Origin of the sequence: Rhodopseudomonas sp., assembly GCF_013377015.1 — a bacterium.
Taxonomy (GTDB): domain Bacteria; phylum Pseudomonadota; class Alphaproteobacteria; order Rhizobiales; family Xanthobacteraceae; genus JARJEH01.
In genome coordinates this window covers 1,045,440-1,059,051 of sequence record NZ_JACABA010000001.1, presented here as the reverse complement: position 1 = coordinate 1,059,051, position 13,612 = coordinate 1,045,440, and the positions used below count along the sequence as shown (strand labels likewise).

Sequence of the window (13,612 nt, the reverse complement as noted above, 5' to 3'; positions counted from 1 at the left end):
GATCAAATGAAAAACGCCATCACGCCTGAAGCCGCGGCCGATTTGATTCCGAGCGGCGCCGTCGTGATGATCGGCGGCTTCATGGGCGTCGGTTCGCCACACCGCCTGATCGATGCTCTGGTCGCCGCCGGCCGTGGTGAACTCACGATCATTGCCAACGACACCGCGCGACCCGGCTTCGGCATCGGCAGGCTGATCAGCGCCGGACTCGTCAGTCGGGTGATCGCCTCGCATATCGGGCTCAATCCGGACACCCAGAAGGGCATGCTGAGCGGCGCGATCGCCGTCGAACTGGTGCCGCAGGGGACGCTGGCCGAACGGATCCGGTCGGCCGGCTTCGGACTCGGCGGGGTGTTGACCAAGACCGGCCTGGGCACGCTGGCGGCCGACGGCCAGCGGATTATCGAGATCGACGGCGAGGAATGGCTCTACGCGCCGCCATTGGCCGCCGACTTCGCGCTGCTGCACGCCGACCGCGCCGACTACAACGGCAACCTCACCTACCAGCTCACCGCGACGAATTTCAATCCGCTGATGGCGATGGCGGCGAAGACCGTGATTTGCGAGCCGCGGGAGATTCTCCCGGTCGGCGCCATCCCGCCGGACGCCGTCGATACGCCGGGCGTGCTGGTTGATCACCTGATTCGGAGAGCCGCGTGATTTATGCCGAGGAGATCATCCAGCAACGCGTCGCCCGCGAACTGCATCCCGGCACACTGGTCAATCTCGGCATCGGGCTGCCGACTGGCGTATCGCGCTTCGTATCCCCGGAATGGGGAATCCTGTTCCAGTCCGAGAACGGCATCGTCGGCATGGGCGCGCGGCCGCCGGAAGGGATGGAGGACGAGGACCTCGCCGACGCCGGCGGCGGTTTCGTGACCGCGGTGCCGGGTTCGGCGACGGTCGACAGCGCGTTCTCGTTCGGATTGATCCGCGGCGGACATCTCGACGCCACTGTGCTCGGCGGGCTCGAAGTCGATGAGGCCGGCCGGCTCGCCAATTGGATGGTGCCAGGCCGCATGGTGCCCGGCATGGGCGGCGCAATGGATCTGGTCACCGGCGCTCGTCGTGTGATCGTGGCGATGCAGCACACTGCCAAGGGGCGACCGAAGATCGTACCAGTGTGCACCCTGCCGATCACCTCGACCCGCCGGGTGACCATGATTGTCACCGACATGGCGGTGATCGAGCCGACCGACGACGGCTTGGTGCTGCGCGAACGGGCGCCTGGCGTCTCCGTTGAAGCGATTCTGGGCGCGACTGCGGCGCGGCTGATCGTGCCGACCGACATTGCCGAAATGCAATTCCTCCGAATCGCCGTCTGATGAATATCACCTCACAGGAGCTTTCTATGGAACCGCAATTCAGCCCGGACCAGACAGCCGAGCGCGCCGCCGCCACATTCGATGGAACAATCCGGCAGGGCGAACTGATGGCGAAGGCGATCCAGCGTCACACCGAGCGGATCAGCCGGACCCACGGCAAGCGGCTCCGCGACCGTTCGGAACGGACGATGGCGGTGCTGAAACAGCTCGGCGCGGTGCCCGCCAGCGGCGGCAGCTGGTTCGAGCTGGCATCGTCCTACGTCACCGATTCGTTCCAGCGCGGCGTGCTGACGCTCGACGTGCTGCGCGAACGCGGCAACAACGACATCGCCCACGAGGCCGACGGCACGCCGCCGGTGCTGATCTACAAATACGAGATCGTGGTCGACGGCGCGAAGCTGAAGACCCCGGTGAACTACATGCTGTTGCGGATTCTGCCGCCGGAAGGTATCGAGATTTTCGATTGGAAGCGGCCCTACATGATCATCGATCCGCGCGCCGGCCACGGCGCCGGGATCGGCGGCTTCAAGGAAGACAGCCAGGTCGGCGTTGCGCTGCGCGACGGCCACCCGGTGTATTTCGTCGCGTTCCGCCCGCATCCCGAGCCCGGCCAGACGCTGGCGGACGTGATGCGCGCCGAGGTCGAATTCATCCGCGAGATCGCGCGGCGGCATCCGAAATCGCCGAAGCCGATCGTGGTCGGCAATTGCCAAGGCGGCTGGGCGACGATGCTGCTCGCCGCCGCCAATTCCGACATCACCGGTCCGCTGGTGATCAACGGCGCGCCGCTGGCCTATTGGTCGGGTCGGGTCGGCGAGAATCCGATGCGCTACAATGGCGGCCTGCTCGGCGGCCTGATGCCTGCGCTGCTGTTCTCCGACCTCGGCCATGGCCAGTTCGACGGCGCCCATCTGGTCTCGAATTTCGAGGGTCTCAACCCGGCCCGCAACCACTGGGGCAAGTATTACGACCTCTACAGCGACGTCGATGCCGGGCGCGAGCGCTTCCTGGAATTCGAGCGCTGGTGGGGGGGCTTTCATTTCATGAACGAAGCCGAGATCCGCTGGATCGTCGAACAGCTGTTCGTCGGCAACAGACTCGCCCGCGGCGAGGCGCGGCTCGAACACGGCCGCCACCTCGATCTGAAGAAGATTCGCTCGCCGATCATCGTGTTCGCCAGCCACGGCGACAACATCACCCCGCCGCAGCAGGCGCTGAACTGGATTGTCGACACCTATACCGATGAGAACGAGATCAAGATCCGCGGCCAGCGCATCATCTACATGGTGCACGAAAAGGTCGGCCATCTCGGCATCTTCGTGTCGTCGTCGATCGCCAACAAGGAACACTCCGAAGTCGCTTCGACCATGAAGACGATCGAGGCGCTGGCGCCGGGCCTCTACGAGATGGCGATCACCGACCAGCACGGCGAAGGCGTCCATGCGCGCTTCACGGTCAGTTTCACCGAGCGCAAGCTCGACGATATCCGGGCGCTCGACGACGGCCAGCGCGAGGAAGAGCAAGCCTTCGCGGCGGTGGATCGGCTGTCCCAGCTCGGCGCGGAGGCCTACGATCTCGGATTGCGACCGCTGGTGCAGGCTTCGATCACCCCGCAGATTGCCGAAGCGTTGCGGACCGCGCATCCGGCCCGTGCCCAGCGTCTTGCCTTATCTGATCGCAATCCGTGGATGTCCTGGGTCGAGCCGACGGTCCAGGCGATCACCAGTGCGCGGGCGGCGGTGCCGGCCAGCCATCCGTTCCGCGAACTTGAACAGCTCTGGTCCGACAGCGTCGAACAGGGGCTCGACCTGTTCCGCGACATGCGCGATGCCTGCTACGAGACGATGTTCTACGGCATCTTCGGTTCGCCGATGATGAAGATCGTCGGGCGCTCGTACAATTTCCAGCGCACCCTGAAGGACCCAACCGAGTTGCGCTTCCTTCCCGAGGTGCAGGCGCATCTGCTCAATGTCGACCGCGGCGGCTTCGCCGAGGGCGTCATTCGCATGCTGATCGTGCTGGCGCAGGCGCGCGGTTCGGTGCGCCGCACAAGGCTCGAGCGTTCGGCGCAGGTGCTGACGATGCACGAGCCGTTCGCCTCGCTTGGGTCCGAGCGGCGCGCCGCGCTGATCCACGAGCAGACCGTGATCGTCGAATTCGAACCCGAGGCGGCGGTGCAAACCCTGACAAAATTGCTGCCCACCGACAAGGACAGGCGGGAGGCGGTCGACGTCGTCGAATTCATCGCCGGGCCGCTGGAAGAGATGGAGCCGCACACGATCCAAGCGTTGCAGCGCTTCCGTCGCACGCTGGGTCTACCGACTCTTGAGGCGCGGCCGGCCGACGCCGCCATCGAGTCGCCGCGCGAGCCGGAGGCCGCCTGACCGGAGAAGAAATTCCGGCGGTCCGGAGCAAGTCTTGACGGCAAACGACACTTGGAGCGCGCGGATTGCCGTGGCGGATCTTGCCTCGTATCTGAAGTTTCAGCGCGCCACCGAACTTGCATCCGGTGTCCCGGCCTGCGCCACCGCGTCGCCCCACGGTTGGGAAATCTCGGTGGCGCCGCTATTGGTTCCGCCGTCGCGCATCACGACGCTCGGGCAGGCGAATTTCATCGGGAAGGTCTGCACGCGCGCCTCTTCGTAATCGAACCGCCGCTGCAACTCGTCTCGCGTCGAAGCGGGCAGGCGCACGTCGCCGATCACCACCGCGCCTTCGCTGGCGTCGATGCGCGGTTGGTGGATCGCCGCGTCCAGGTCCATGCCGTAGTCCATCACGAACGACAGAATTTGTGTCACCGCCGGCAGGATGCGCCGTCCGCCCGAGGCGCCGAGCGCCAGCCGTCGGCCATCGCCCGCCTGCGCCAGCACCGGCGTATAGTTGGTCAGGCAGCGTTTGCCCGGCGCCAGCGAATTGGGTCCGCCCGGCGTCGGATCGAACCACATGATGCCGTTGTTCATCATGACGCCGCTTTGCGGCAGGACGAATTTGGAGCCGAACGTCGAAAGCAGCGTCTGCGTCACCGCGGCCATGTTGCCGTCGCGATCAACCACTGAAAAATGCGTGGTACAGGCCGGCGCCAGATGCTCGGCGCCGAGCGCGCGGCGGCCGTCCGCATCGCCCATATCCTGCAGGCGTTCCCGATAGGCCGATTGCAGCGCAATCGCATAGGCCGCGTAGGCCGCCGCATCCGGGCCATCCTGCCCGGCCTGCAGGTTCTGCTGCAGCAGGCGTAGCGTGTGTGCCAGAGTCGGGCCGCAAGTGAGTTCGGGGGTCGCGTAGACCGTGCCGCCGCGGTAAGGGATCGCGAGCGGCTCGCGTAGCTGCGCCTGGAACGACGCCAGATCCTCGACGGTCAGCGCGCCGCCGTGTGCCTTCATATCAGACGCGATACTGCGCGCCAGGTCGCCCTGGTAGAAATCACGCGGCCCCTGCTTGGCAAGCTGCGCCAGCGTCGCCTTCAGGCGATCCTGCGGCAGGCACACGCTGGATTTGATGCCCCAAGGCGACTGCGGCGGCAGGCCGTCCTGGAGATACGCGGCGGCGCTCGCCGGGTAGCGTCGGAGATCCGCTGCCGCGCTGCCGATCATCAAAGTTGTCCACCAATCCACCGCGAGGCCTTCGCCGGCCAGGGCGATGCTGGGCGCGAGAAGCTCCTGCCATGGAAGTCTGGCGTGGCGGCGATGCGCTTCTTCCATGCCCGCGACGACACCGGGCACCGCGATCGAGCCGGGACCATGAAGATTGCGGTCGTCCTTCACCCGCGCCCAGGGGAACAGGTCGGAGGCGGCGCCATCGCCTGTCAGCGAATAATCTTCCGGGCGCAGACTGGCTGAGGCACACATGCCGTAATCGATCACTTCATGGCGGTCTTCCTTGGCCCGGTACAGCACCATCGCGCCGCCGCCGCCGAGGCCGCTCATCCAGGGTTCCAGTACGCCCAGCGCAAAGGTGGTGGCGATCACCGCGTCGACGCAATCGCCGCCGGCGGCGAGAACCTGAACGCCGATTTCGGCCGCCTTGCGCGATTGCGCGGCGACGATGCCGGCTTTGGAGACCACGGCGGGTTTGCGGATTTGCTGGGCATTGCTGAACTGGTCACGCATGGCGTTGCCTTCGTTGTTCTTTTGGATTTGTCGTCGAGCGCGCGGGCGGGTCGCGCAGGATCGGGCGGAGCGCGTCGTCGGCGACTTTGCGGCGTGTCGCGCCGTCATGCAACAGACCTGCGCTTGAATCGTGTCTCCTGCTTCGCAAGCGGCGTACCGGTTTCGCCGGACTCCAATTCGCCGCGGTGCCGGCGAATTGCGGCCAAATCCATCGGCCACAACTCACCAACACATTGCCGGAGGGACCAAGATTTGGCTTACACGATCTCAGCGGCGCGCGAGAATGAGAAGATGGAAAGCGAGCGGGCAAGTTCGCTGATCGCAATCGCGAAAGCGCGGGTCTGGGCCAGCGAAGGCTGGCGTGTCGTGATCATCGACGCGCAGGGGCGCGAATATCTACCGGCCCAGTTCGACGATCTGACGCCGTTCAAACGCGTCGCGCCGAACATCATGCGCGGATGAAGTTCGCGACGGCTTCGTCCTGCCTGAGCGCTGCGAGATCCTGCGGCCCGGGCAATTGGGGCCGGTCGCGCTCGGCGTTGACGAGGCAGAGAAAGCCGAGCACGTCGCCGGCGTTGGCGCGGAACTGATGCCAGGTCATCGGCGGGATGAACACCAGATCGCCGACCGCGACGTCGCTGATGCTGCGCCCGACCAGGCACTGGCCGCGGCCGCGGTGGATCATCACCGCATGCACATGCTCGTGCTGCTCGAGCGTCGAATAGCCGTCCTCGGCCACCTCGAAATAGCGCCATTCACAGGACAGCCGCGGATCGGCGAACAGCACCTGCCGCGTCACCGCGCGGAACGGCGCGGCAGCATCCTGCTTGTAGGCCATCACATTGACGCCGTGCCAGCGGCCAGGGCTTGCGACCGAGCGCACGCCCGGCTGTTCGCGGTGCGGTTCGGCCGCTATCTCCGCCGTTGCTTTATCCTTTGCCATGCGCAGCCACTTTCATCACGAATTGCGAGGCTTCCTCGGTCAGCCGCTCGCGCGCGGCAAGCAGGCCGCCACCAATCAGCAGCATCACATCCTGGCCATAGAATTGCAGCAGCTCGGCGATGCGATCAACATGGATGCCGCCTGCCGGCATCGGTATGCACGATTTCAATCCGGCCCACGGATTGCGCGCGGCGCCCGCCAACGCCAGGCAGGTGTCGGCCGTATAGGAAAATCGCCCTCCGAAATTCGGAAATACGGTGGCGTCGGCGCCGAGCAGCCGGAACATCCGTCCGAGCAGCAGCGGCGGCGCGATCCTGGCGGCGCCGGCCAGCGCCGGATGCGCTACCACCACCAGTCCGTCCGCTTCCTTGACGATGGCGTGGAAATTCGACAGCCCGACGATCATCGGCGCCACCAGCAATCCGCCGATGGCTTCGGTCCGGATCACGTCGAGTTGCCGGCGCATGTCGTCGAGCGTGCCGGAAATATTCGGCGCGTAGATCGTCCGTCCGCCGGTCGTGGCGTTGGCCTCGCGCACCGCACGGCCGACCGCGACCGCTCGGGCCGCGAACGGGCTGTAGGCCTGGTCGGCGAGACCGTGGTCGTCCTTGATCAGGTCGACGCCGCCCAAGGCCAGTTGCCGCGCGATGCCGGCGAGCGCGTCGGGCGACAGCCCCTGCGGCTTCAGCGCTGAGGCTGTCATCGCCCGGTCGTATGCGCCGGTGAGCGCGCGAATTCCGGCAAGGCCGACCCTCGGGCCGCCGAAGGCGTGCAGATAGGCCTCCGGCAACTCGACATCGGCAAGCACCACGTCCTGCTGAATCGAGCTGTTGCCGAACAGCATGTTCATCAATTGACCAGGCTCGGCCGGCGCGGTGGCCGATGCCAGCCCGATCCGGACCGCAAAGCGGCCGGCGGTCAGCTCGGCGATGTCCTCGACCCTTGCCACGATGGTTTCCAGCAATTCGGGGTCGGGCACGGCCTCCAGCGGGCATTCGACGCTCTGCTCGATGGCGAGACTCTTGGCGCGGTCGGCGATCCGCGAGGCGTCGCTATCGACATGGTAGGTCGCGACAATGCGCTGGGAGAACATCGGCGGCTTGATCCTGTTTCCGCTTGCCGTGAATCGTCCGGCCGGTCGCCGTCCCTGTATCACAACCGATCACAACCATCCTATGACGGACAGGGCTGGATGCGGCCAGCCGGTGCGGCGACGGCCGACGCTGCAAGCCTGTGTTTACGCGACTTCGGCTGCGGGAAGGCGTGAGTGCAGCAGGCGCCCAAAAGCGGCGGCCGATATCGCCGAGCTGAACAGGTAGCCCTGCATCTGGGTGCAGCCGAGCTTGCGGAGCAGTTCGCGCTGCTGCACCGTTTCCACACCTTCCGCCGTTGTGGTCATATGGCGGGCCGCCGCGATATCGACAACCGCGCGAACGATCGCCGCCGAGCCCTCGCAGACGTCGATCCTGTCGACGAAGCTGCGATCGATCTTGATCTTGTCGAACGGGAAGCGCTGCAGATAGCTCAGCGACGAGTAGCCGGTGCCGAAGTCGTCCAGCGAAACGCGCGCGCCCAGCGCGCGGATCCGATGCAGCGTCGTCAATGCGGTCTCGTCATCGCGGATCAGCACGGCCTCGGTAACTTCAAGTTCGAGCCGATTTGCGGTCAGGCCCGAAGCCGCGAGCGCGGCCGCAACCGTCAGCGGCAGGGCCTGGCCCTTGAACTGAATCGGCGAAACATTGACTGCGAGGCTGATCTCGCCCGGCCATTTCGCCGCTTCGGCGCAGGCCGTCGCCAGCACCCAGCCGCCGAGTTGGTCGATCAGGCCGGTCTCTTCCGCGATCGGAATGAATTCGGCGGGGGAAATCATGCCGCGCGTCGGGTGCCGCCAGCGCAGCAACGCCTCGCAGCCGACAATTTCGTCATTCAGCAGATCGACGATCGGCTGATAGTGGATTTCAAAGCCGCGATCGGCGATCGCCTTACGCAGGTCGGATTCCAGTTCGCGGCGGGCTTTCACGTCGGCATCCATCTGCTGCTCGAAGAACCGATAGGTCCGTCGTCCTTCCGCCTTGGCGCTGTACATTGCAAGGTCGGCGTTCTTCACGATCTCGTCCAGATCGACGCCGTCGTCGGGGAACATCGCGATGCCGATGCTGGCATCGGTCGAAAGATGGTGGCCGAGGCATTGATAGGGCAGGCGGATTGCCCGAAACAGCCGCTCCACAAGCTCGATGGAGTCGGAGCGACTGGTCACCGCGGTTTGAATAATAGCGAATTCGTCGCCGCCGAGCCGGGCGACGAAATCGGTCTCCCGGATGCATTCGCGCAGGCGGACCGCCACCGCTTTCAGGAGCTCATCACCGATCGGATGGCCAAGCGTGTCGTTGATTGCTTTGAACTCGTCGATGTCGATGTAGAGCAGCGCGAGCCGCGCGCCGCGATTCGCGCGCTGCAATTCCTGCTCGAGCTGCTGGCGGAACAGCGCGCGATTGGGCAGATCCGTCAGGCCGTCGTAATGCGCGAGGTAAGCGATCCGCTGATCGGAGCGCTGGCGCTCCGTGATGTCCTCGTGGGTCGCGACCCATCCGCCTCCCAGCACCGGCACGCTGGTGATCTGGATCGAACGGTCGTCGGAGGTCTGGACGATCGAGACGCCGTTGACCGAAACACTGTCGATGACCCGATCGCAGTACTCCTCCACGCTTCCCTTGAACGATCCGGTCTGCTTGCGATGCGCGATGACTTCGCGAAAACTGCAGCCCGCCTTCACCACGTCGGCCGAAAGCCCGTACATGTCGAGGTAGCGCTGGTTGCAGATCACCATGCGTTCGGACGCGTCGAACAGCAACAAGCCCTGCGACATGTTATTGATGGCGGTGGAGAGTCGCTGCTTGTCCAGCGTCAGCTGGCGTTGCGAGACCCGATGCTGGTTGGTCAGGCGGCGGATGATCAAGAACAGGATGATGGCGACCACCAGCGCCGAGACGCAGGCCGCGACGATCAGAAACCGGGTCTGGTTGCGCCAATCGGCCAACGCCTCCGCGGCGGTGGTCGCTGCCACGATCACGATCGGAAAGTCGACCAGCGCGTGCGACGACACCAGCCGGTCCTGGCCATCCACCGGGCTCGTCAGTCGCACGCCGTTGTTTGTGTTGAATACCCCCTGCTGGAGCGCTGAACCGGTACGCAAGTTCTGGCCGATCATCGCCTCGGAGCGGGGATACCGCGCCAGCAGAACGCCGTCGCGATGATGGATCGATATCGCCGAATCCCTTCCCAGCGCGGCCGACGCCAGAAACTGTTCGAGATCAGCGATCGGGATGGCTCTGACGACGAGCCCCAGAAACTCTCCCGTCGCGCTCGAGAGTCTTTTTGCGATCGCAATCTTCCATTCTTCGGAAGCTTGTCTTCCTCCGGAAAGGCGGCTTTGAACCAGCTCAATGGCCACGGAAGAGGCCGCGGAGCCGGCCTTCATGGCCTGAAAATAGGCCCGGTGGGCAATCGTGATGTCGGCGACCGGCCAGCTTGCCGACGCGTTGATCAACAGCCCATTGGAATTGAAGATGCTGATCTTGGAGGCCCCGGCTGCGCCGGCGAGCTTGGTCCGCAGCACTTCGTGCATCGCCAGGGTGGACATCTCGCCGCTGAAATCGTCCGGCGACGCAAACCGCGATTGCTCGACCATTGCGGCGACGGCACTTTGAATCGCCAGAAAATCGCCGAGCTCGCGGTCGTAATGCCGGGCCAGCAATAATGCGGTATTGCTCAACTCGCGCTCAGCGTTTTGCAGCGCCTGCTCGCGGAAATTGCCGATCGCCATCACGGTCGCGACCGCAATCGCCACAATCAGCAAGAACCCGCAAGTCACCAGCCAGCCGATCGGTCCCTGGCGCAGCGCAGATACGACCACGAATCGACGGCTGGTGCCCTCCGGCGGGTTGATATCGCTATCATTTTCGCGGTCTTGGAACCTGTCCATGCTCCCAACGGTAAATCTTACAGATGGAAGGTAGGTTAGGATTCAGCGTTATCTAAATCTTAACGCGAGGCGCGGGGTATCGGCGCTTGTTCGCACCGCAGCACACAGGGGGCCAGCCGACCGCGTCCAGTTTTCGCGGGTCTGGCAGAAAATGCATATTCGGGAAGGAGCTCGAGCGATCGACCGCCGCAGCAGGGATCTTGCCACAATCGGCGTAGCAGTTCGGCCTGGCGACCACGCGGCCATAGGTATCGTGAGTATCAAGAATATGATCAATCGGGTGTGGAACCCAATGCGAACAAAAACCGGCGGCTTATGCCGCCGGCCTTTGCTGCGGAGCTGCCGGCGATCACCGGCTCGGCGTGCTAGTTGATCCGGGGGTTATCAGTGCGGGTCGAACCGGGCCGCGAAGCGAACTGGTCCAGATTGTTGTTCCCCGCCGCCCTGGCGACTGAACCGTTGGCCCGGTAGATCTCGACCACGGCCCAGACAGCAATCGCCAGGAAGGCGATCACCACCATGTTCCGCGGCAACATCATCGAGAGTGCGATCAGCGACGCCGCGATCGAGCCGGCTTTAACCACCTTCTCGCGATCGGCGAAGATTCCCTCGAACTGTTCCCAATTCTCCCGCTTCCACAGCGGCGGAGAGAAACGATTGAGACCGAACTTGGTCCAGGCTCCGGCGAATCCGAGCTCGCGCGCCCATAGAAGAAACAGCGCGATCAGGAATGCCAGCACCGATATGACGGCTCCCAGCGGGCCGGCGGCGTATCCGACGACGACCACAACTGCAACTGCGAAAGCAGCGATCCAATATTGCATTGATTTACCTTTTCACCCCGGTCGTGGGGGCCTTTTCAGGTTCTGCTACCCTCGCTTGGCGATGGGTGGCGTTGATCGGACGGCTAGAGATTTGCAGCGCGAAGCGCAGGCTCTCCGCGATTTCCACGCAGCGGAAGCGAGCACGATCCAATTTTGTGATCTTTGAGTTACATCAAAAGACAAGCTGTCGACAGTCAGGGGAATCGCTGACACAGACGGTCTGGCAAAGGTCATGACTGACGCGCCGGTGTTTCCGAGGCCGGCCGCGGCCAGTTGTCGCAACAATTCCTGACGCCGGATCGGTCGCAGGTCGCAGGCTGCGATAGTGATCGCTTGCTGCGCACCGCATCCGTTGACCCGGCAAATGCAAGGCGATCTCGCAGGCGGGTGTCGTCATCGCGACAGCGACAGCGAAATCGCAAAGCATCGATAGGCATTTAGTCGCCCACGACTGCGGTCGCGACAGCTACAGGCTGACATCGCCTTGGTATTCGTACGAGGGCTCAATTTAATCAGCGAGTAACTGCGTACGGGAATACTTGCCGCAGACCGGAGCAAGCGTATGATGCAACGACTCGAAACCACCGACCTGAAGGAGGCGCGGCGTTCTCGTATCGCTCAATTCAGCGGACGAAGTGCAACGCTCAAACTCGGCGGATCCATGGTCACCGGCATGGTCCGCTCCGTCCAGGAAGACAAATCCAGCGAGACGCCGCGCTGGATCGTGACCGTGATTCCGAAGCAGGCCAAGGGCCAATAAGCCAATAAAAATGGCTAATCAATCCGGCATTAGCAGTGACGGCGGAACGAACTGAGAGGCGTTTCTGCCGGCATTGGTCTTCGCCTTGGCGATCTCCGCCCGCGACACTACGCGCAGGTGGACCTCGTCCGGACCGTCGAGAAACCGCATCGCACGGCCCCAGGTCCACAGATAGGATAGCGGCGTATCCGGCGTCAGTCCCATCGCACCGAACACCTGCATGGCGCGGTCGACGATCCGGGTCTGCAGCCGTGCCGCCACCAGCTTGATTGCCGAGACATCGACCCGCGCCGCTGCATTGCCGTAGCGATCCATCCGGTGCGCCGCCTGCATCACCAGCAACCGGGCCTGATCGATTTCGAGTCGCGACTCGGCGATCCAGTCCTGAATATTGGCGAAGTCGGCGAGATGCTTGCCGAATGCCTTGCGCTCCAGCGCGCGCTCGCACATCAGTTCGAGCGCGACTTCGCATTGCCCGATCGTCCGCATGCAATGATGGACACGGCCGGGTCCGAGCCGATCCTGCGCCAGCTTGAAGCCCTTGCCCTCTTCGCCGAGTAGATTCGACGCCGGCACCCGGACATCGCGAAATATCATCTCGCAATGCCCTTCGGGCGAATGGTAGTGCATAATCGGGATGTTGCGGGCAATGCTGAGGCCCGGTGTGTCCATCGGTACCAGGATCATCGAGTGCCGCTGCAGCGAGTTGGGCTCGAGATGCTCGCTGGTGACCCCCATGACGATCGCGACACGGCAATTCGGATGCAGCGCGCCGGTGATGAACCATTTGCGGCCATTGATCACATAGTCGTCGCCATCGCGCGTGATCGTGGTTCGGATATTGCGGGCGTCGGACGAGGCGGCGTCGGGCTCGCTCATCGCGAAACACGAGCGGATCTCGCCGATCAGAAGTGGCTCCAGCCATTGCGCGCGCTGCGCGGGTGTCGCGGACAGATGCAGCAATTCCATGTTGCCGGTGTCGGGCGCGCTGCAATTGAACACTTCCGGGGCCCAGTGAATCCGGCCCATGATTTCCGCGAGCGGCGCATATTCGATATTGCTCAGGCGCTGGCCGGGATCGTTGTCGCCAAGCCCGGGGAGGAACAGATTCCACAGCTCCTCGGAAAATGCCCGCGATTTCAGCCGTTCGATCAGAGGAAGCGGATAGCGACCGGCGCCGGCGTCGCGATGCCAGTCCGCATTGGCGGGCTCAACATAAAAGCGCATGAAGTCGGCCAGTTGCGCCCGCAAACGCTGGACCTTCGCGCTGTGGTCAAAGTCCATGCCGGGGCTTTCCCGTCCCGATCCGACGATCGGCGACGGGAACCCGCTCAGTTGCGCCTGAGCCCGAGGATATATTGGACGATCTCATCGGCATCGCTCGGCTGAATGACGACATTGGGCATGTTGGTGTGATTTGAGCGCAAGAACACCTTCAACGCCAGCTCCGTCGTTGAAGGCAGATTGGCGATCTTCCGAAACTCAGGCGCGCCGATCTTACTGGATGGCGTCGCCGTGGCGTCGATAGCATGGCACTCCTGGCACCAAGCCGCCGCGAGTTGCTGTCCCCTCGAGGTCTCGGGCACAATAACACCACTAGCCCGGTGAAGTCGGACCAACAGCAGCACCACCAAGATCAGAACCGCAGTCGATACAAGCCGTACCCACCAGT

Annotated in this window: 12 protein-coding genes; 5 read left to right on the top strand and 7 right to left on the bottom strand. The window is 64.0% G+C overall.

The window, feature by feature from the left end:
- Nucleotides 1–6: 6 nt before the first annotated feature.
- The 3 genes from HXX15_RS05125 to HXX15_RS05115 are packed head-to-tail and all read left to right on the top strand — an operon-like array spanning nt 7 to nt 3,709.
- The gene (locus HXX15_RS05125; RefSeq protein WP_296513338.1) at nt 7–660 is read left to right on the top strand and encodes a CoA transferase subunit A; all 654 of its coding nucleotides are present in this window, start codon (nt 7–9) and stop codon (nt 658–660) included.
- Complete coding sequence (locus tag HXX15_RS05120) at nt 660–1,325, top strand: 3-oxoacid CoA-transferase subunit B (RefSeq protein WP_296514843.1); 666 nt, start codon at nt 660–662, stop codon at nt 1,323–1,325. The genes HXX15_RS05125 and HXX15_RS05120 overlap by 1 nt, the downstream gene beginning before the upstream one ends.
- 26 nt (nt 1,326–1,351) lie before the next feature.
- The gene (locus HXX15_RS05115; RefSeq protein ID WP_296513335.1) at nt 1,352–3,709 is read left to right on the top strand and encodes a DUF3141 domain-containing protein; all 2,358 of its coding nucleotides are present in this window, start codon (nt 1,352–1,354) and stop codon (nt 3,707–3,709) included.
- 99 nt (nt 3,710–3,808) lie between these two features.
- Here HXX15_RS05115 and HXX15_RS05110 read toward each other — a convergent pair whose 3' ends face one another.
- Entirely contained in the window at nt 3,809–5,431 is a 1,623-nt protein-coding gene (locus HXX15_RS05110; RefSeq protein ID WP_296513332.1) for a gamma-glutamyltransferase, read from the bottom strand.
- On the opposite strand from HXX15_RS05110, the gene HXX15_RS05105 reads away from it, so the two are divergent.
- Nucleotides 5,402–5,893, top strand: coding sequence for a hypothetical protein (locus HXX15_RS05105; RefSeq protein ID WP_296513329.1), 492 nt, complete (start codon nt 5,402–5,404; stop codon nt 5,891–5,893). The two genes, HXX15_RS05110 and HXX15_RS05105, sit on opposite strands and share 30 nt — an antisense overlap.
- On the opposite strand, the gene HXX15_RS05100 is transcribed toward HXX15_RS05105, so the two are convergent.
- The 4 genes from HXX15_RS05100 to HXX15_RS05085 all read right to left on the bottom strand — a co-directional run bounded on the left by HXX15_RS05100 (nt 5,880) and on the right by HXX15_RS05085 (nt 11,180).
- The gene (locus HXX15_RS05100) at nt 5,880–6,374 is read right to left on the bottom strand and encodes a cupin domain-containing protein (protein ID WP_296513327.1); all 495 of its coding nucleotides are present in this window, start codon (nt 6,372–6,374) and stop codon (nt 5,880–5,882) included. The two genes, HXX15_RS05105 and HXX15_RS05100, sit on opposite strands and share 14 nt — an antisense overlap.
- Nucleotides 6,361–7,467, bottom strand: a complete 1,107-nt coding sequence (locus tag HXX15_RS05095) for a RuBisCO large subunit C-terminal-like domain-containing protein (protein WP_296513326.1) — start codon at nt 7,465–7,467, stop codon at nt 6,361–6,363. Before HXX15_RS05095 ends, HXX15_RS05100 begins: the two co-directional genes overlap by 14 nt.
- Before the next feature lie 144 nt (nt 7,468–7,611).
- Entirely contained in the window at nt 7,612–10,356 is a 2,745-nt protein-coding gene (locus HXX15_RS05090; RefSeq protein ID WP_296513324.1) for an EAL domain-containing protein, read from the bottom strand.
- A gap of 365 nt (nt 10,357–10,721) precedes the next feature.
- Nucleotides 10,722–11,180, bottom strand: a complete 459-nt coding sequence (locus tag HXX15_RS05085; RefSeq protein WP_296513322.1) for a hypothetical protein — start codon at nt 11,178–11,180, stop codon at nt 10,722–10,724.
- Nucleotides 11,181–11,745: 565 nt separating this feature from the next.
- Here HXX15_RS05085 and HXX15_RS05080 point away from each other — a divergent pair.
- Nucleotides 11,746–11,940 carry a hypothetical protein gene (locus HXX15_RS05080; protein WP_296513318.1) on the top strand — a complete coding sequence of 65 codons (195 nt, stop codon included), beginning with the start codon at nt 11,746–11,748 and terminating at the stop codon, nt 11,938–11,940.
- Between the two features lie 18 nt (nt 11,941–11,958).
- Here the strand turns inward: HXX15_RS05080 and HXX15_RS05075 are convergent, their stop codons facing one another.
- Both HXX15_RS05075 and HXX15_RS05070 read right to left on the bottom strand, forming a co-directional pair.
- Nucleotides 11,959–13,224: an acyl-CoA dehydrogenase family protein gene (locus tag HXX15_RS05075; protein WP_296513316.1), complete on the bottom strand. Its 1,266-nt coding sequence runs from the start codon at nt 13,222–13,224 to the stop codon at nt 11,959–11,961.
- A 47-nt stretch (nt 13,225–13,271) separates the two neighbouring features.
- Nucleotides 13,272–13,571: a cytochrome c gene (locus HXX15_RS05070; protein WP_366558570.1), complete on the bottom strand. Its 300-nt coding sequence runs from the start codon at nt 13,569–13,571 to the stop codon at nt 13,272–13,274.
- Nucleotides 13,572–13,612 lie beyond the last annotated feature (41 nt).